Consider the following 18253-nt stretch of genomic DNA (forward strand, 5'->3'; position numbering starts at 1 on the left):
CCGCGCCTAGGGGCACTCCGACGGCTCACGCCGTTACGACCCCAACGGCACGATTCCCCTTCATTTGACTTTTTCAGCAGTCTAAAAGGTGGCCTGGTAGCCACCTTTTTCTTATTAGTAAAAAAAGGTATTTACAGTGACAACCCTCGAACACTGCATCGGCAATACCCCTTTGGTCAAACTCCAGCGTTTAAGTAAAGGGCTGAAGGCGGAAATTTGGGTCAAATTGGAAGGCAATAACCCTGCCGGTTCGGTGAAAGACCGTGCCGCACTGGCGATGATCCAACAGGCAGAATTGCGTGGGGACATTGCACCGGGTGATGTGCTTATCGAGGCAACCAGCGGTAATACCGGCATTGCGCTGGCGATGATTGCCGCCATGAAGGGGTATCCGCTGAAATTACTGATGCCGGAAAACATGAGCCAGGAGCGTCAGGCCGCCATGCGTGCCTATGGAGCCGAGCTGATTTTGGTCAGCCGTGAGCAGGGCATGGAGGGCGCGCGGGATAGCGCTTTGGCAATGCAAGCCGAAGGGCAGGGCAAGGTGCTGGATCAGTTTAATAATACTGACAATCCGTATGCCCATTTTACCGGTACCGGGCCGGAAATCTGGCAGCAAACCGCGGGTAAAGTGAGCCATTTTGTTTCCAGCATGGGCACTACCGGCACCATTACCGGTGTTAGCGAATATCTGAAAAGCCAAAATCCGGATGTGACGATTATTGGTCTGCAACCGGCTGAAGGCAGTAGTATTCCGGGGATCCGCCGCTGGCCTGCGGCCTATATGCCGGGAATTTTCCGCCCCGAACTGGTGGATCAGGTGTTGGATATCTCGCAGATTTCAGCCGAACAGACCATGCGCCGGTTGGCAACAGAAGAGGGGATTTTCTGTGGTGTTAGCTCAGGTGGCGCGGTAGCTGGAGCATTAAGAGTGGCGGCCGAAAATCCGGGCGCGGTGATTGTGGCGATTATTTGCGATCGTGGCGATCGCTATTTATCGACCGGCGTTTTTGATTAAAGGGTGTGTATGAAAACACCCTTTGCCGGTTGCGTAAAATATAAACCCTATTCTCGCTCCAATGCTCTGATAGGGTCCATCTGCGCCGCTCTTTTGGCGGGGAAGAAACCAAAAATCACGCCAATTAAACTGGAGCAGATAAACGCGGCGATAATTGATGTCGCGGAGTAAACCATCGAAAAACTGCTGCTAAATTGGCTGAACAATAGGCCGATAGCCAGTGATAGTACCACGCCGAGGCAGCCCCCCAGTAAGCATACCAGCACCGCTTCAATCAAAAACTGCTGCATAATATCGCTGGCTCGTGCGCCAACAGCCATTCTCACACCAATCTCTTTGGTGCGCTCGGTGACTGAAACTAACATGATATTCATCACCCCAATTCCACCGACAACTAATGAAATAACCGCTATCATCGATACCAGTAATGTCATAGTTGAGGTGGTTTTCTCAATGGTTTGGCGGATGCTATCGGTGTTCATCACGAAAAAATCCTGCGTACCATGACGTTGTGTCAGCAATTTGGTTACTCCCTGTTCGGCGTTCGCCAGATCAATATCATCATTCATCCGCACCGTGATGCTTTTCAGATAGGATTGCCCCAGCATACGTTTCATCGCAGTGGTATAGGGGATCCATATGTTGAGATTTTCGTCACTGCCGAAGCCACTCTGCTTCTTAGCCGCGACACCGATGACTCGGCAGGGCAGGGACCCGAGCAAGATCACTTTGCCTAACGGGTTTTCCCCATTTGGAAATAGCTTATCGCGAGTATTTTCATCAATAACAGCTTCTTGCATCAAGTGATCTACGCTGGTGCGATTAAATGCCATTCCTTGAGCGAGGGTATAGCCGCGTACCAAAAAATATTGCTCGCCGACACCATTTACCGTGCCACTGACGGACTTATTGCCATAGCGCAGGGTGGTGCTGGTAGATATGGTTGGTGTCACGCTGTGAATATAACCTTGTTGTGCTAAAGCATCAGCGTCTGTGGCCCGCAGGGTGTGGATCGCCGCCGAGCGCATGTCACCGAAATCTTTACCGGGGAAGATCTCTAACGTACTGGTACCCATCGAATTAATATTTGCCAGAACCTGCTGTTGCGATCCTTTACCTAATGCTACCACCGAGACTACCGAAGCAATACCGATAATAATCCCCAGCATGGTCAATAGGGTGCGCAAGCGCTGTGCTGACATTGCCAGCAGGGCCATTTTGAACGCCTCTTGTAGGCGGTCACGCTGCGCTTTCCATGAGGTTAGTGGTGGCTTATGGACAATGTCGGGCGTTTTTATCGTGCTTATTTTCGCGGGTAACTCTGGTTGCCGCATTTGTTTGTCCGCAATCACCTCGCCGTCCCTGAGCTCGATAATCCGCTGAGCATGTTCCGCAATCGACATGTCATGGGTGACAATCACCACGGTATGGCCTTGCTGATGTAAGTCCTTCAGTATATTCAATACTTCTGTACCGCTGTGGGTATCCAGTGCGCCCGTGGGCTCATCGGCCAGAATAACTTCTCCGCCATTCATCAGTGCTCTGGCAATGCTGACCCGTTGTTGTTGTCCACCGGAAAGTTGGTTTGGACGATAATCCAAGCGGTCAATCAACCCCAGACGAGAGAGCAGGTTGGCAGCCCGCAAGCGACGTTCTTCACGATTAACTCCGGCATAAACAGCTGGAATCTCGACATTTTCTTGCGCGGTTAAATCATTCAGTAAATGGTAGCGCTGAAAGATAAAACCAAAATGTTCGCGGCGTAATTCTGCTAATTCATTGCGGTCCAAATGTTGAGGGATGCGACCCGCTACCAGATACTCACCCGAACTGGGTTTATCCAGGCAGCCGAGAATATTCATCAGTGTTGATTTACCGGAACCTGATGCGCCGACAATCGCTACCATTTCGCCGCTGTGAATGGTGATATTAATATTCTTCAGTACCTGAACACGTTCTTCAGCGCTGATAAACCAGCGGCTGACATTATCGAGCTGAAGCAAAATCTTACTTTGATTGAGATTGAGCATCCGTTACATCCCCATCGGTGGCCCCATACGTTGGGCCTTATTGTTGGAGGTAACAGTACTCGCCTGACTCACAATCACTTGCTCCCCGGCTTGCAAACCGGAAAGTATCTGGGCATCGACATTATTATTGAGTCCAACAGTGACCGCGTGCGTACTGACTTTTCCATTGTCATCAACAACCTGGACCCGATAGCGCCCATTGTTATTCTCCAATGCAGTCGCTGGGATCACGACGGCATCCTCAGCTTTACGCAATACGATATACACCTGTGCAGTCATTGAAATACGTAAAGCCCCGTTTGGATTAGCGACATCAAATAAACCGTTATAGTAAATAGCGGTTGTGGTGGAACTGGAGCTACTGCTTGAGCTGGATGATGTAGTGGTGGTTTCATCGTTAATCGAGTCGGGCGCGGGTTCAATAGCTCGTAGTGTGGCGCTGAAGCGCTCTTCCGGTTCGCCCAAAATAGTAAAGTAAACCGGCATGCCAGCTTTGACTTTCACTACATCAGCTTCGGAAATCTGGGCTTCGACGGTCATGGTATCGAGTTGTGCCACTTTTATAATTGTTGGCGCACTTTGCACTGCATTGACGGTTTGCCCCTCTTCAACCGGGATAGCGACAACTGTACCGTTGATCGGCGAAGTGATTTTGGTATAACCGAGGTTGAGTTTGGCAGTGCTGACGGCGATTTCAGCCTGAGCAATTTGGGCATCCAAGGCTTTAATTTCAGCTTGCGTGCTTTCTAATGTGGCTGTAGCGCTATCAAAATCGGCCCGTACACCAAGCCCTTTGGCGAGGATTTGTTGCTGGCGTTGATAGGTTAATTGGTTATTTTTCTGAGTTGCCTCTTTGGCCGCGCGCTGGGCTAACACATTTTTTAGTGCTTCTTCTGCGTCTTTCAACGCATTTTGCTGAGTAAGATCATCAATTTCAGCCACTAACTGGCCTTTTTCAACCTGTTGCCCTAGGGTGACATGGAGGGCTTTGATTTGCCCTGAAACCTGAGCGCCCACCGTGACCTGCTTTTGTGCCTTGATAGTGCCATCTGCCAGTACCGTTTGTTCCAGAGTGCGGATCTCTGCTGGAGCGGTGATAAATCCTAGCTTGTCCGGCGGTGAAATCAGTCTAAAGAACAGTACGCCAACGGCGATCAGTAGCACAATAGCCAGCCCCATAAGGTGCCGTTTCGAACCTGTAACTTTTTGCATAATCAATCAACGATCCTTGAACCACGATGAACAAAATAGTGAAGCCAAATGTCAGGGGATAATTTAACGCCAAGGCCAACGGGTGTGAGTTAAGTGAAATTCAAGGATATGTAAGGATTGAGTAAAAACGGCTGCGCGTGAGTCAAATAGGCATGAAAATAGCTGAAATCAGGCAGGAGAGTTAAGACATGAAAATTTTGTTAGTCGATGATGATGTTGAACTGGGCAGCATGTTGAGAGAATACCTGAGCGGCGAAGGGTTTGCCGCCGAGCTGGTATTAACCGGCAAAGAGGGTATAGACGGTGCGTTGTCTGGTAACTATACCGCCTTGATCCTCGACATTATGTTGCCTGATATGAGTGGTATCGATGTGTTGCGGCAGGTGCGTAAAAAAAGCCGCTTACCGATCATCATGCTGACCGCCAAAGGCGATAATATTGATCGCGTCATCGGCTTGGAAATGGGGGCTGATGACTATATGCCAAAACCGTGTTATCCGCGCGAGCTGGTGGCTCGATTACGTGCTGTTTTACGCCGCTTTGACGAGCATCCGGATGCGTTATCGGTTGATGATAGTGTTATTACTCATGGTGATTTGACGCTTAACCCGTCGACTCGCAGCAGTGAATGGCAAGGTAAACCCTTTGATTTGACTGCCTCTGAGTTTAATTTGCTGGAGCTGCTATTACGTTCACCCGATCGTGTGGTGACTAAAGATGAGCTATCTGATAAAGGTTTGGGCCGACCACGTGAGGCCTATGACCGGAGTGTTGATGTGCATATCAGCAATATCAGACAAAAGCTTGCGGCGTTGCCGGGCAGTACTTTAAACATTGAAACGGTACGCAGCATTGGCTACCGCATCAGATAATGACTATTGGTGGAGTCACTCAGCTATGCGTGGACGGTTATTTTGGAAAATCCTGCTGGGATTTTGGGTTACCTTCATTTTAATGACTCAGATGCTGTGGCTGGTGTTTTCCTTTTACGGCAATCGCCATGAACCGCCTGAGCGTGAGATGGTGCGCAGTATTGCCAAATTACAAGTCGCTTCTGCGGCCTCGGTACTGCAAAGTGGTGGTCTGCCAGCCCTAAATGCCATGACGGCTAACTGGTCAGAAACAGAGAAAAGTCACTTTTCGGTTTTGCCTGTGGCACAAATTCTCCCGGTAACAGAACTGTCATCGGATAAGGTGCAATCCCCTAAGAATCGCGATCCCGAGTTTTACAGTCGTGAAGTGACGACCTGGACTCAAGGTCTTGATGGTCAGAATTATCGTATTAGTTATGACATTGATGGACTAAGGGATGTTAATCAGCGGGGCGGAGGCGGTGAGAGCCGCCGCGAAATATTGAATATTCCGATCCCGATGATTTGGATGGGAGTATTAGGTGGTTTATTTTTCAGTACCTTGCTGGCCTGGAATCTGACACGGCCGATGCGCCAATTACGCGCGGGTTTTGAACGGGTGGCTCAGGGGGATTTGTCGGTGCGATTGTTGCCCGTCATGCGCCGCCGCCATGATGAATTGACCGAAGTGGCTCGGGATTTTGATTCAATGGCCGAGCGATTGGAAGAGCTGGTCAGCGCCCGTGAGCAGCTGCTGCATGATGTTTCTCATGAGTTACGTTCGCCGCTGGCACGATTGCAATTAGCGATTGGATTGGCGCGTCAGAATCCCGATAATGTCGAAAATTCATTACAGCGTATTGAGCATGAGTCGGAACGCCTCGATAAGATGATTGGCGAGTTACTGGCATTATCACGTGCTGAAAACCACAATATTGCTGAAGATGAAGAGTATTTCGATTTGCGTGAGTTAGTGGCTGTGGTCGTTAATGATGCCCGCTATGAAGCGCAGGTACCGGGGGTTGAAATCCTACTACAGGTATCACCGCAAGTTGATTATACCGTCAAGGGGAATGCCGAGCTGATGCGGCGGGCGATCGACAATATTGTCCGTAATGCGTTGCGTTTCTCAACTCACGGCCAACAAGTGAAAGTGTTGCTTTCGCAGGTTGATAAGTGTTTTCAGATTCAGGTTTCTGACCAGGGGCCTGGTGTTGATGAGAGCAAGTTATCCAGTATTTTCGATCCCTTTGTGCGCGTTAAGTCGGCAATGTCGGGTAAAGGTTACGGCTTAGGGCTGGCGATTACTCGTAAGGTCATTTTGGCTCATGGTGGGCAGGTTGAAGCAAGAAACGGAGAGCAGGGTGGGTTGGTGATTACACTACGTGTACCGCGCTGGATTGCAGCAGATTAAATGACTAAACAAAAACGGCGCCCAAGAGCGCCGTTTTCCATTCGTATGCAATTACTTCTTGATACGAATAATAGGTGTCTCACCCACGGTGACACTACCAGATAGCTTAATCAGTTCTTTGATCTCATCCATGTTAGAGATAACAACCGGAGTCAAAGTCGACTTGGCTTTCTCTTCCAACAGGGCCAGATTGAACTCAATAACCACATCACCTTTCTTGACGCGTTGGCCTTCTTCCGCGATGCGTTTGAAGCCCTCGCCTTTCAGTTCAACAGTATCGATACCGAAGTGGACGAACAGCTCAATGCCGCTGTCTGATTCGATAGAAAAAGCATGGTTAGTCTCGAAAATTTTACCGATGGTGCCGTCAACAGGAGCAACCATTTTATTGCCTGAAGGCTTGATGGCAATACCATCACCAACGATTTTCTCTGCAAACACAACATCAGGAACATCTTCGATGTTGACGATCTCACCAGACAACGGTGCTACGATTTCAATAGTACCACTGTCTTTTTTATCATCTGAAACCAGTGATTTCAGTTTATCGAACAAACCCATGATCTTCTCCTAAGTATTTATATTGGGCAGCGTTCCAGTATCGTGGAATTAGCAGAGCGTTTTTTCTTCGATGAATGTGGTAACCAAATCCATCAATTCCTTCGCTGTTGGTTGAGCTAATGCCTGCTCCGCCAACACCTTCACATCTTCGAAATTCGTATTACGGATAATTTTCTTGATGCGTGGGATCGAAATCGCACTCATGCTGAACTCATCCAACCCCATGCCCAATAGCAACAGTGTAGCACGTTCGTCGCCTGCAAGTTCACCGCACATACCGGTCCACTTACCTTCAGCGTGAGACGCATCAATTACCTGTTTGATCAGGCCCAATACCGATGGTGACATTGGATTATAGAGATGAGAAATCAGCTCATTGCCGCGATCTACTGCCAGAGTATACTGAGTTAGATCGTTTGTCCCAATACTAAAGAAGTCAACTTCTTTAGCTAAATGGCGAGCGATGACCGCCGCCGCGGGTGTTTCTACCATAACACCGACCTCGATGGTTTCATCAAAGGCCTTGTTTTCTTCGCGTAATTGGCTCTTCAGCAGTTCAAGTTCTGCTTTCAGTTCACGCACTTCTTCCACCGAAATTATCATCGGGAACATGATGCGCAATTTGCCAAACGCCGAGGCACGCAAGATGGCGCGCAGTTGTGCGTGCAGGATTTCTTTGCGATCCATAGCAATACGGATGGCACGCCAGCCCAGGAATGGGTTTTCTTCTTTCGGCAAGTTCATGTACGGCAGGTCTTTATCACCACCGATGTCCATAGTACGGACGATAACTGCCTGAGAGCCCATGGCTTCTGCGACGGCTTTATAAGCCTGGAACTGCTCTTCTTCAGTAGGCAGTGAGTCGCGATCCATGAACAGGAATTCGGTACGATACAGACCAACACCTTCAGCACCATTACGCTCAGCACCTGCGATATCACGCACAGTACCGATGTTGGCAACGACTTCAACCTGATGGCCATCTAAGGTGATAGCAGGCAGGTCTTTCAGTTTGGCCAGATCATTTCTTTCAGTGATATATTGAGTTTTCACTGCTTTCAACTGCTCAATCACTTCAGCCGTTGGGTTTAAATAGATTTTGTTATTGACCGCATCGAGGATCACATAATCGTCATTCTTGATTTGTTTGGTTGCATCGCTGGTGCCGACGATAGCCGGTAATTCCAGTGAGCGCGCCATAATCGAGGTGTGAGAGGTACGGCCACCTAAATCGGTGATGAACCCTAACACTTTATCCAGATTAAGCTGTGCGGTTTCTGACGGGGTCAAATCGGCGGCAACCAGAATCACTTCATCCGGAATTGCGCTCAAATCAACAATGGTCAGGCCGAGAATGTTCTTCAGAAGGCGTTTACCGATATCACGTACGTCAGCCGCACGTTCTTTCAGATATTCGTCATCTAATTCTTCCAGCGCTTTCGCCTGGCCTTCAATGACTGAATAAGCCGCTGCATCAGCAGATTGCTTATCATCTTTGATGAGGGCTATGATTTCCTGCTCAAGCTCTTCGTCTTCCAATAGCATGATATGCCCTTCGAAGATGGCTGCTTTTTCTTCGCCGAGACTTGCTTCAGCTTTGGTCTTGATCGCTTCCAACTGTTCAGACGCTTTAGCACGCCCAGTTTTGAAACGCTCGACTTCTTGCTCCACTTGGTCAGCAGAGATCTTTTTCCGGTTGATGACAATCTCATCTTCTTTCAGTAAAAGTGCTTTACCAAAAGCGATACCCGGTGATACTAAAATGCCTGAAATCATAACCCTACCTTACTCTTGACTGGTGTTAACTAAAAAAGAGCGTGCGATTACTCAAGCTCTGCCATCAGTTTTACCAGATGCTCAACAGCTTTCTTTTCATCTTCGCCTTCAGCCGAAATCGTCACAACAGTACCTTGGGTCAGGCCCAGAGTTTGCAGTTTGAACAGGCTTTTAGCGCTAGCGCTTTTACCGTTAGAGGTCACAGTAATTTCGCACGGGAAGCCTTTTGCTTCTTTTACGAACTGGGCAGCAGGGCGGGTATGCAGACCGTTTGGTGCAGTAATAGTAACTTCTTGCTGGAACATTGTATTTCCCCAACTTATTGGATTTATGTTGTGGAGCTAAAGTTTAGTGTAGAACCTAAACTTTAGCCTGTATTGGTGCGCGGATAACTCTTCTTTCAAACTCGCGCATGACTATGCCCTAACCGCAGGTAAGTCACAAAGACAGTTTCCGATACAACCTGAGTTCAGGCTTAAAATCGATACTGCTACATCTAAGAATAATGCTCTCTTTGCCTTATGTCTTCAATCAGCGTTCAGTGATGACATTTTTTATTGTGTTGCATAATTGATAAATCGATTCAGCCAGAGACACACAGGATACTTGATTAATTTCGCGTATCAAAATAATTGACCGGTTAAATACTAAACCCAGAGGGTAAAATCAATCTTTATGTAGTAAAAACTTTGACGCGTGCCACAAAAAAAGCACCCATGAGGGTGCTTTTTTAGCATTTAGTGCGACGGTATAACTACTGTTGCAGTTCTTGTTCGGTGAACAAATCTGCGAACAACGCCGTACTTAAATAGCGCTCACCCGAGGACGGAAGAATAACCACAATTGTTTTGTCAGTAAAGTCTGGTTCTTCAGAGAGCTTGACTGCCGCCGCAACCGCGGCACCGGAAGAAATGCCGGCCAGGATACCTTCTTCATCCATCAAACGACGAGCCATAGAGATTGCTTCATCATTGGTAACCAGTGCGACACGGTCAACCAGATTCAAATCAAGGTTGCCGGGAATGAAACCTGCGCCGATACCCTGAATTTTGTGTGGTCCGGGTTTAATTTCCTGACCCGCTAATGCCTGAGTGATGACGGGAGAATCAGTCGGTTCAACTGCAACAGTGGTGATGGCCTTGCCTTTGGTTTTTTTGATGTAGCGGCTGACTCCGGTCAGAGTACCGCCGGTACCAACACCTGCGATAAAGACATCCACTTCGCCATCGGTATCTTCCCAGATTTCTGGGCCAGTGGTCTTTTCGTGAATTTCCGGGTTTGCTGGGTTACTGAATTGCTGCAAGATAATATAGCGGTTTGGATCGGTGGCTTGAATTTCTTCCGCTTTGGCTATTGCCCCTTTCATCCCTTTAGCACCTTCGGTCAGCACCAGATTGGCACCCAATGCTTTAAGTAGTTTACGGCGCTCAATACTCATGGTTTCAGGCATGGTCAGGGTCAGTTTATAACCGCGCGCGGCTGCAACAAATGCCAGTGCGATGCCGGTATTGCCACTGGTAGGTTCTACCAGTTCTTTGTCTGCGGTCAGAATGCCACGATTTTCGGCGTCCCAAATCATATTGGCACCGATACGGCACTTAACACTGAAACTTGGATTGCGTGATTCAACCTTCGCCAAAATACGCCCGTTACCGATACGGTTCAGACGAACCAGCGGCGTATGGCCGATTGTTAAAGAGTTGTCTTCATATATCTTGCTCATAGCCCGTCCTTTAACTCTATGAAAATGTAGGAAACGTTCAAAGCATACGCTAACAGTATGGCTATGGAAGTAAGTAATTGGTATATCGATATGTTATTAGGAAATAAGTTTTAATCCCAATAGCTTTTAATCTGAACAGTTAACTTTTAACCTTGGCTATAGGGGCGTGACTGGCACGCCCATGCCAAATTAACGCGGTGGTTGCGTAAACTGGTCGCGATAACGATCAACCCACATTGAGGTAGCACCACAGACTGCAACTGGCATAATCACCAGATTAAGTAATGGGATCATAGTGAATAAGCTTACCAGCGCACCAAATTGTAGGTTATCAACTTTATCTTGACGCAACGCACTGCGCATATGCTGAAAACTCACTTTGTGGTTATCAAAGGGGTAATCACAATATTGAATCGACAGCATCCAGGCGCTGAACAGGAACCACAAAACAGGGGCCAGTGTTTGGCCGACACCCGGCACCAAATACAATAGCAACAGCACTAATGCCCGAGGCAAGTAGTAGGCTAATTTACGCCATTCACGAGCCATAATCCGCGGCAAATCTTTCATAATCCCCAGAATACCGGTATCCGGCAGGGGCTTCCCGGTTAAAATGGCTTCTAACTGCTCGGCCAGCAAACCGTTGAAGGGGGCGGCGATAAAATTGGCCAGCGTACTAAATAGATAACTGAATACCAGTAGCACTGAAATCACCATCACTGGCCACAATAGATAACTGAGCCACTGCAACCAGTCAGGGACATAACTCATCAATTGGGGAACCCAGTCTCCTATCCGATTGAATAACCACCAGAAAGCCCCACCCATCAGCAGAATATTCACCAAGAGGGGCAAAATCACAAATCGTCGGATACCTGGACGGGAGATTAACTGCCATCCTTGGGCGAAATAATGGATACCACTGACCTTTTTTACCGCTTTTTGCGTATACGCCATGCCATTCCGTTCTCTATAAGCTCATTGACCTGCGTATCATATCGGTATGATTTCCCACTGCATAGTCACATATTGTATGAAAAGTGAGCGAAACATCTAGCATAATCATCTTTCTTCGAAGAAAATTGAGCACGGACTTGCACTTGTGTTCGTTGGGAAATAGAGTTAAAGGGTGAATGTTTGCCGCGGTGGCAATGTATTGGAACAACAGAGATAGTAATGATGCAGGATTTGCGTCTGATATTAATCGTTGTTGGCGCGATCGCCATAATAGCGTTGTTATTGCATGGTTTATGGACCAGCCGTAAAGAACGCTCATCGCTTTTTCGCGATCGCCCAGTTAAACGTCCGAAACAAGAACGTGTTGAAACCCCGATCGAGAGTCTCGATGAAGGGGTAGGAGAAGTGCGCGTCCGCACTGCTCATCCACAAGAAAAGCCTTCGTTTAATCATATTGATGAAGACGACGATGAACTGCCGGTGATTCAGCATACTGAAGCCAAACCGGTGCAGGTCAAGGCGGAGCCTCGCCAAAAACCTTTTGCTTCAGTGCAAACAGATTATGAAGACCCTCTTTTGGGTGGACTATCTGCTGAGCAACCACCGCATGAATCACAGCGTGATCCTTTGCTTGGCTCGGTTGAAGAGCATGACTCACAACCGCGTTACGCAGAGCCACAACATGTGGCTGAACATGCCCCTCAGGTCGCTCCACAACATGCGGAATCACAACCAGAGCCTGCTGTTGCGGCTTCTGAGGTGAAACCGCAAAAACTGAAAGAAACTGTTTTGGTGCTGCATGTCGCTGCGCATCACGGTGGTGCTCTGGGTGGAGAAGTGTTGTTACAGAGTGTGCTTCAGTCGGGTTTCCAGTTCGGTGAAATGGGGATTTTCCATCGTCATCTAAGCCCTGCTGGCAGTGGCCCAGTATTATTCAGTCTGGCAAATATGGTGAAGCCGGGTTCTTTTGACCCTGACACGATGTCTGACTTCTCAACGCCGGGTGTCTCAATGTTTATGATGGTGCCGTCTTATGGCGACGCGAATCAAAACTTTAAGTTGATGCTGCAATCAGCCCAACGTATTGCCGATGATGTCGGTGGTGTGGTGTTGGATGACGAACGCCGCATGATGACCCCGCAAAAATTGGAAACATATAAGGCTCGCATCCGCGAAGTGTTGGATGCAAATGCAACCGCCTGATAATGTTGCCTCGCAATGAATCGAATTAACCCGAACCCCCGCATGCCGGGGGTTTTTTATCTTTGATGGTGAGCTATGGAATCAATAATTCAGCAAATTAATCAACTAAGAACCTCATTGCGCCATCACGAACATCTGTACCATGTGTTGGATGCGCCAGAGATCCCTGATGCTGAATATGACCGCCTGATGCAGCAATTGCGTGAGCTGGAAGCACAACATCCTGAATTGATTACCAATGATTCACCGACACAGCGCGTGGGTGCTGCGCCGCTCGATGCTTTCGAGCAGGTTAAACACGAAGTCCCAATGCTCTCTCTCGATAACGTCTTTGATGAAGAAAGCTATCTGGCTTTTGATAAAAGAGTCCATGACCGCCTGAAACGCGCCGATCCCCTGACATTCTGCTGTGAACTGAAACTTGATGGTTTAGCGGTGAGTTTATTGTACGAAGATGGCGAGTTGGTGAGAGCGGCAACGCGTGGTGATGGCACTACCGGTGAAAATATTACCGCCAATGTACGCACTATCCGTGCAATCCCGCTACGTTTGCAGGGCGATAAACTCCCACGACGCGTCGAAGTTCGCGGTGAAGTCTTTATGCCATTGGCGGGTTTCGAGCAGCTTAACGACGAGGCTCGTCGCAAAGGGGAAAAAGTTTTCGCCAACCCGCGTAACGCTGCTGCCGGTTCATTGCGCCAACTTGACCCACGTATTACGGCTAAACGGCCATTAACTTTTTTCTGCTATGGCGTCGGTTTATTAGAGGGCGGCGAACTGCCCCGCAGTCATATTCAGCGCTTGATGCAATTTAAGGCTTGGGGCTTACCGGTCAGTGATCGGGTGAAATTATGCACTGGTAGCGAGGAAGTGATTGCTTTCTATCGGCAAGTCGAAGAAGACCGCGGTGGTCTAGGTTTTGATATTGATGGTGTAGTTATCAAAGTTGATTCACTCGACTTACAGGAGCAACTGGGTTTTGTCGCGCGCGCACCTCGCTGGGCTACAGCATTTAAATTCCCGGCACAAGAGCAGATTACGCAAGTTCGTGAAGTGGAGTTTCAGGTGGGGCGTACCGGCGCAATTACGCCAGTTGCGCGGCTGGAGCCAGTGCAAGTGGCAGGTGTGATTGTCAGCAATGCCACCTTGCATAATGCCGATGAAATTGAGCGTTTGGGCCTACGTATCGGCGATACCGTGATTGTCCGTCGTGCTGGCGATGTTATTCCGCAAGTGGTGGGCGTGGTGATGGAGCAACGCCCGCAGGATGCCAAAGAAATCACTTTCCCTGAGCACTGCCCGGTGTGTGGTTCTGATATCGAGCGGGTTGAGGGGGAAGCGGTTGCCCGTTGCACTGGTGGGTTATTCTGTGCCGCACAACGTAAAGAGGCACTGAAGCATTTTGTCTCGCGCCGCGCGCTGGATGTCGATGGCATGGGCGACAAGATTATCGAACAATTGGTAGAAAAACAGTATGTTGAGAACCCAGCTGATTTATTTACGCTGACTGCGGGCAAGCTGACTGGTCTTGACCGGATGGGGCCGAAGTCGGCTCAAAATCTGATTGTGGCGCTGGAAAAGGCAAAACAGACGACTTTTGCTCGTTTCCTCTATGCACTGGGTATTCGTGAAGTGGGTGAGGCTACAGCGGCTAATTTGGCTGCTCACTTCCGTAATCTGGATAATCTCCGTGCGGCTGACATTGAGGCATTAAAAAGTGTGCCGGATGTCGGGGAAGTGGTGGCCAAGCACGTGATGAACTTCCTTGGTGAAGAGCACAATCAGAAAGTGATCGAAGCGCTGGAAAAAGTGATCACTTGGCCCGAGCCGCAGCAAATTATAGCCGAAGAGATAGACAGCCCATTCGCGGGTAAAACCGTGGTTCTGACCGGCTCACTGACTATCCTCTCACGAGACGAAGCCAAGGATCGCCTGACGGCTTTAGGGGCCAAAGTCAGTGGCAGTGTTTCCAAGAAAACGGATCTGGTGATTGCGGGTGAAGCGGCGGGATCGAAACTGGCGAAAGCGCAGGAGCTGGGAATTACAGTTATCGATGAAGCGGAAATGATCCGTTTGCTCGGTGAGTCGTCCTAACGGCTGAGGGGTGTATGGAAAAAGAGAACTTGGTTGAGATAGCCAATACCCGGATGCCCTTTGGTAAATATCAGGGGCGGGTGTTAATCGATCTGCCGGAAGAGTACCTGCTTTGGTTCGCCCGTAAAGGTGAGTTTCCGCAAGGCAAGCTGGGGATGTTGATGGAGATGACGCTGGCGATTAAAATTGAAGGGCTGGATGGTTTGGTTAAACCACTCAAACGGGGCTAATTTTTTAGACTTAAATATGGCGATGAATAGCCGCAGATCATCGCCATAGTCTTATTTTGTAGGGCACAAACTGCATTAAATATAGACGTCAATCTGATTTTGAGCAGAAGGGCGGTTTACCCCATCACCTGTAGGTGTGCTAGCACTGGTTGTATCGTCTTTACCTTCTTTGGCTTTTTCCGCCGCCTGTGCCTCAATACGAGCCACTTGAGCTTGCAGTGCTGCAATTTGACTCTGAATTTGTTGCTGCTGCTTTTGCAACTCATCAGCAGTCAAACCAGAGTCTTTTAAGGTACTTAACTTTTCGGTCAGTTTTTGAATCTCTTGATTAAGAGATTTAATCTGTGCGGCGGTACTGCTATCTGAAGAGCTGCTACTGCTTACTGAAACGGATGCTGTAGAGATAGTATTCGACATCATTATTCCTTAGAACATGTGGGTGGAATAATGCTTATCGACGAGGGGATATTAACCTTTAGCTTTAGCGGGCGGTTTTACACAATCTTATCACTTGCTAATCAGTAACCTATCACTTGGTGCTTATATGCGCGTTAAGTCTTGGTTCTAAACCACCAATTGCAGTTGCGGCCAATGCTGTTGCCATCCTTTGCTATTGACCCGCTGGTAGTAAGTGTCGACTTCACCGTTTTTGGTATTCAGCGTAATGGTTTGACTAAATAAAGCAGCCAAACCGAATGGGGCGACCAGTTCAATATCACCATTTTCTTTAAGGCAGGCCCCAATCGCCGTTTCCACTTCAACCCAATAGCTGATGGCGTCTTGTGTGCTGGTGTAAGGCCAGCGGCCACTACGCAGGTGCATTCTGGCTTGATTTTTGACTGACCACGGAAACGATTGATGCAGGGCTGAAGTTGTGTGATTAAGTTGTTCTTCGAGCTGTAAATCCTGCTGCTCACTGGCATCTTGCTCATCGAAATAGACTAAATCAATATCATTAAGTGGGGTAGAGGAAGGGTATCCATGTAGCTTATCCCACACCAGATTACGGACAAATCCTGCGGCCAGGCACCATTGGTTTAACTGAAGTTCACGGGCAATAGACAATGCTTGCATCCGATAGGGATCTGCGCGTAGCCATTCAATGATTTGTTGTTGCTGGTTCATTGCCTGTTTCCTCGGTAATTAATGTATTTGGAGCAGCATAGCAGCGGAGAATGATTCTGATAAATGCTAAAAAGCAAAAGACCGGCCATAGGCCGGTCTTTTAAAGAGTGGTGGAGCTAGACGGGATCGAACCGTCGACCTCTTGCATGCCATGCAAGCGCTCTCCCAGCTGAGCTATAGCCCCACAGTGGTGGTTGTTCGTGCTGATTTATCTATCATGCTACCTGATTATCAAGCTTGGAATCTTATCAAACAAGATAATTTGGTGGAGCTAGACGGGATCGAACCGTCGACCTCTTGCATGCCATGCAAGCGCTCTCCCAGCTGAGCTATAGCCCCAATGCGCACATAATAAATCGTGTGAACGGGGCGCATGATATGAAACCCCTGAAACAGTGTCAACGGCTAATTCTATTTCTCACGCCAAGCGCTGAAAAAGCCGCCAAATCAGTGGGCAAACAGCATAAAAAAGGCGACTTTATTCAGTCGCCTGATAAATAGATTTGATTTTATTGCTGCGCTTCACGTTCACTGATAAAAGCGAGTGCTTTATCAATACGAGACAGTGAACGCGTCTGACCGATAGCATGGACGGTGACGTCCATTCCTGGTGATTGACCCGCGCCAGTGACCGCTACGCGTAATGGCATGCCAACTTTACCCATACCTACACCCAACTCATCAGCCGTGCCCTGAATGGCATTGTGAACGTTTTCAGTAGTCCACTGGGTGATGGCAGCCAGTTTAGCTTTAACAGCTTCCAACGGCTGGCGTGCAACAGGGCGCAAATGTTTTTTCGCGGCATCAGCGTCGAATTCATCAAATTCTTCATAGAAGTAACGGCAAGATTCAGCCATTTCTTTCAGCGTTTTACAGCGCTCACCCAACAGTTTAACGATCTCGACCAATTCAGGGCCGTTGCGAGTATCAATACCCAACTGCTCAACCTGCCATGACAGGTGAACGGCAACCTGCTCTGGTGGCAGGCTATTGATATAGTGGTGGTTCAGCCATTGCAGTTTTTCAGTATTGAAAGCACTGGCCGATTTACTTACCGCATCCAGTGTGAATAGTTCGGTCATCTCAGCAACAGAGAAAATCTCCTGATCACCATGCGACCAACCCAGGCGAACTAAATAGTTCAGCAGGGCTTCTGGCAGATAGCCGTCATCACGGTATTGCATCACGCCGACTGCACCATGACGTTTAGACAGTTTCTTGCCGTCATCACCCAGAATCATTGAAACGTGAGCATATTCAGGAACAGGTGCGCCTAATGCTTTTAGAATGTTGATCTGGCGAGGGGTATTGTTGATATGGTCTTCACCACGAATAACGTGGGTGATTTCCATATCCCAGTCATCAACCACGACGCAGAAGTTATAAGTTGGTGAACCGTCGGTACGGCGGATAATTAAGTCATCCAATTCTTGGTTGCTAAATTCGATTGGGCCACGGATTTTATCATCGAAAATAACCGAGCCTTCCTGCGGGTTACGAAAACGCACCACAGAAGGTTCATCAGCACTGTGGCTACACTGGCTATCACGGCAGCGACCATCGTAGCGAGGTTTCTCATTATTGGCCATTTGGGTTTCGCGTAATTCATCCAAACGTTCTTTAGAGCAATAGCATCTATATGCAGTGCCATTTTCCAACATTTGGTCAATCACCGCATTGTAGCGATCGAAACGTTTGGTTTGGAAATACGGGCCTTCATCCCAATCCAGATTCAGCCAGTTCATACCGTCCATAATAGCGTCGATGGCTTCCTGAGTTGAGCGCTCAAGATCGGTATCTTCGATACGCAAAACAAATTCACCACCAAAATGGCGGGTGAATAACCAGGAATACAGCGCGGTACGCGCGCCACCTACGTGGAGATAGCCGGTAGGACTGGGTGCAAAACGGGTTTTGATTTTCATTGGGTTCGATGCCTTATTACGCTATGCCGGCCAGCTGAAGCTGGCTGTTGCTCGAATTTGGAAAAAGTAGGCGACATTCTACCACCCTGAGACAATTCCTCAACGATGTTACCGATATGCAATTAGATCCGGCT

At 48.4% G+C, this 18253-nt stretch carries 16 protein-coding genes and 2 tRNA genes; 6 read left to right on the forward strand and 12 right to left on the reverse strand.

Going from position 1 to position 18253, the window contains the following annotated elements; all coding sequences use genetic code 11:
* Positions 1 to 136: 136 nt before the first annotated feature.
* Positions 137 to 1018, forward strand: a complete 882-nt coding sequence (gene cysM, locus ACF3VQ_RS06135; protein ID WP_392433825.1) for a cysteine synthase CysM — start codon at positions 137 to 139, stop codon at positions 1016 to 1018.
* 47 nt (positions 1019 to 1065) lie between these two features.
* On the opposite strand, the gene ACF3VQ_RS06140 is transcribed toward cysM, so the two are convergent.
* A complete protein-coding gene (locus ACF3VQ_RS06140) occupies positions 1066 to 3048 on the reverse strand; it encodes a MacB family efflux pump subunit (protein WP_392433826.1) in 1983 nt (660 codons plus the stop codon).
* Positions 3049 to 3051: 3 nt separating this feature from the next.
* Complete coding sequence (locus tag ACF3VQ_RS06145) at positions 3052 to 4260, reverse strand: efflux RND transporter periplasmic adaptor subunit (protein WP_392433827.1); 1209 nt, start codon at positions 4258 to 4260, stop codon at positions 3052 to 3054.
* A 188-nt stretch (positions 4261 to 4448) separates the two neighbouring features.
* Here ACF3VQ_RS06145 and ACF3VQ_RS06150 point away from each other — a divergent pair, with 188 nt between their 5' ends.
* Both ACF3VQ_RS06150 and ACF3VQ_RS06155 read left to right on the forward strand, forming a co-directional pair.
* Positions 4449 to 5132 carry a response regulator transcription factor gene (locus ACF3VQ_RS06150; protein WP_392433828.1) on the forward strand — a complete coding sequence of 228 codons (684 nt, stop codon included), beginning with the start codon at positions 4449 to 4451 and terminating at the stop codon, positions 5130 to 5132.
* Between the two features lie 25 nt (positions 5133 to 5157).
* Positions 5158 to 6525 (forward strand): ATP-binding protein, encoded by a 1368-nt coding sequence (locus ACF3VQ_RS06155; protein WP_392433829.1) that lies wholly within the window; start codon positions 5158 to 5160, stop codon positions 6523 to 6525.
* A gap of 51 nt (positions 6526 to 6576) precedes the next feature.
* Here the strand turns inward: ACF3VQ_RS06155 and crr are convergent, their stop codons facing one another.
* The 5 genes from crr to cysZ form a co-directional block, all read right to left on the reverse strand.
* Positions 6577 to 7086 carry a PTS glucose transporter subunit IIA gene (crr, locus tag ACF3VQ_RS06160; protein WP_004392561.1) on the reverse strand — a complete coding sequence of 170 codons (510 nt, stop codon included), beginning with the start codon at positions 7084 to 7086 and terminating at the stop codon, positions 6577 to 6579.
* A gap of 48 nt (positions 7087 to 7134) precedes the next feature.
* Positions 7135 to 8862 carry a phosphoenolpyruvate-protein phosphotransferase PtsI gene (ptsI, locus tag ACF3VQ_RS06165; protein WP_392433830.1) on the reverse strand — a complete coding sequence of 576 codons (1728 nt, stop codon included), beginning with the start codon at positions 8860 to 8862 and terminating at the stop codon, positions 7135 to 7137.
* 47 nt (positions 8863 to 8909) lie between these two features.
* Complete coding sequence (gene ptsH / locus ACF3VQ_RS06170) at positions 8910 to 9167, reverse strand: phosphocarrier protein Hpr (RefSeq protein WP_005164859.1); 258 nt, start codon at positions 9165 to 9167, stop codon at positions 8910 to 8912.
* A gap of 449 nt (positions 9168 to 9616) precedes the next feature.
* Entirely contained in the window at positions 9617 to 10585 is a 969-nt protein-coding gene (gene cysK, locus ACF3VQ_RS06175; protein WP_392433831.1) for a cysteine synthase A, read from the reverse strand.
* Positions 10586 to 10774: 189 nt separating this feature from the next.
* Positions 10775 to 11542 (reverse strand): sulfate transporter CysZ, encoded by a 768-nt coding sequence (cysZ, locus tag ACF3VQ_RS06180; protein WP_392433832.1) that lies wholly within the window; start codon positions 11540 to 11542, stop codon positions 10775 to 10777.
* Positions 11543 to 11761: 219 nt separating this feature from the next.
* Between cysZ and zipA the strand changes: the two genes are divergently transcribed.
* The 3 genes from zipA to ACF3VQ_RS06195 all read left to right on the forward strand — a co-directional run bounded on the left by zipA (position 11762) and on the right by ACF3VQ_RS06195 (position 15069).
* Complete coding sequence (gene zipA, locus ACF3VQ_RS06185; RefSeq protein ID WP_392433833.1) at positions 11762 to 12745, forward strand: cell division protein ZipA; 984 nt, start codon at positions 11762 to 11764, stop codon at positions 12743 to 12745.
* Positions 12746 to 12820: 75 nt separating this feature from the next.
* Positions 12821 to 14839 carry an NAD-dependent DNA ligase LigA gene (ligA, locus tag ACF3VQ_RS06190; protein ID WP_392433834.1) on the forward strand — a complete coding sequence of 673 codons (2019 nt, stop codon included), beginning with the start codon at positions 12821 to 12823 and terminating at the stop codon, positions 14837 to 14839.
* Positions 14840 to 14853: 14 nt separating this feature from the next.
* Positions 14854 to 15069 (forward strand): DUF3820 family protein, encoded by a 216-nt coding sequence (locus ACF3VQ_RS06195; protein ID WP_019081727.1) that lies wholly within the window; start codon positions 14854 to 14856, stop codon positions 15067 to 15069.
* Between the two features lie 75 nt (positions 15070 to 15144).
* Here ACF3VQ_RS06195 and ACF3VQ_RS06200 read toward each other — a convergent pair whose 3' ends face one another.
* From ACF3VQ_RS06200 to gltX, 5 genes are all read right to left on the reverse strand, one after another.
* Positions 15145 to 15486 carry a FlxA-like family protein gene (locus tag ACF3VQ_RS06200; RefSeq protein WP_019081726.1) on the reverse strand — a complete coding sequence of 114 codons (342 nt, stop codon included), beginning with the start codon at positions 15484 to 15486 and terminating at the stop codon, positions 15145 to 15147.
* A 147-nt stretch (positions 15487 to 15633) separates the two neighbouring features.
* Entirely contained in the window at positions 15634 to 16194 is a 561-nt protein-coding gene (locus tag ACF3VQ_RS06205) for a nucleotidyltransferase family protein (protein WP_392433837.1), read from the reverse strand.
* Between the two features lie 108 nt (positions 16195 to 16302).
* Positions 16303 to 16378: transfer RNA gene (locus ACF3VQ_RS06210), tRNA-Ala, on the reverse strand.
* A gap of 79 nt (positions 16379 to 16457) precedes the next feature.
* Positions 16458 to 16533 (reverse strand) — tRNA-Ala (locus tag ACF3VQ_RS06215).
* 170 nt (positions 16534 to 16703) lie between these two features.
* Positions 16704 to 18119 carry a glutamate--tRNA ligase gene (gene gltX / locus ACF3VQ_RS06220; protein WP_392433839.1) on the reverse strand — a complete coding sequence of 472 codons (1416 nt, stop codon included), beginning with the start codon at positions 18117 to 18119 and terminating at the stop codon, positions 16704 to 16706.
* Between the last annotated feature and the right edge of the window lie 134 nt (positions 18120 to 18253).

It is taken from the genome of Yersinia fenwicki, from assembly GCF_043099325.1.
Taxonomy (GTDB): Bacteria; Pseudomonadota; Gammaproteobacteria; order Enterobacterales; family Enterobacteriaceae; genus Yersinia.

Coding starts and splice junctions, on each gene's coding strand:
- ptsI (WP_392433830.1), bottom strand. CDS start 8,862: ATGATTTCAGGCATTTTAGTATCACCGGGTATCGCTTTTGGTAAAGCA.
- crr (WP_004392561.1), bottom strand. CDS start 7,086: ATGGGTTTGTTCGATAAACTGAAATCACTGGTTTCAGATGATAAAAAA.
- ACF3VQ_RS06140 (WP_392433826.1), bottom strand. CDS start 3,048: ATGCTCAATCTCAATCAAAGTAAGATTTTGCTTCAGCTCGATAATGTC.
- zipA (WP_392433833.1), top strand. CDS start 11,762: ATGATGCAGGATTTGCGTCTGATATTAATCGTTGTTGGCGCGATCGCC.
- ACF3VQ_RS06155 (WP_392433829.1), top strand. CDS start 5,158: ATGCGTGGACGGTTATTTTGGAAAATCCTGCTGGGATTTTGGGTTACC.
- ACF3VQ_RS06205 (WP_392433837.1), bottom strand. CDS start 16,194: ATGAACCAGCAACAACAAATCATTGAATGGCTACGCGCAGATCCCTAT.
- ACF3VQ_RS06200 (WP_019081726.1), bottom strand. CDS start 15,486: ATGTCGAATACTATCTCTACAGCATCCGTTTCAGTAAGCAGTAGCAGC.
- ptsH (WP_005164859.1), bottom strand. CDS start 9,167: ATGTTCCAGCAAGAAGTTACTATTACTGCACCAAACGGTCTGCATACC.
- ACF3VQ_RS06195 (WP_019081727.1), top strand. CDS start 14,854: ATGGAAAAAGAGAACTTGGTTGAGATAGCCAATACCCGGATGCCCTTT.
- ligA (WP_392433834.1), top strand. CDS start 12,821: ATGGAATCAATAATTCAGCAAATTAATCAACTAAGAACCTCATTGCGC.
- cysZ (WP_392433832.1), bottom strand. CDS start 11,542: ATGGCGTATACGCAAAAAGCGGTAAAAAAGGTCAGTGGTATCCATTAT.
- ACF3VQ_RS06145 (WP_392433827.1), bottom strand. CDS start 4,260: ATGCAAAAAGTTACAGGTTCGAAACGGCACCTTATGGGGCTGGCTATT.
- ACF3VQ_RS06150 (WP_392433828.1), top strand. CDS start 4,449: ATGAAAATTTTGTTAGTCGATGATGATGTTGAACTGGGCAGCATGTTG.
- cysK (WP_392433831.1), bottom strand. CDS start 10,585: ATGAGCAAGATATATGAAGACAACTCTTTAACAATCGGCCATACGCCG.
- gltX (WP_392433839.1), bottom strand. CDS start 18,119: ATGAAAATCAAAACCCGTTTTGCACCCAGTCCTACCGGCTATCTCCAC.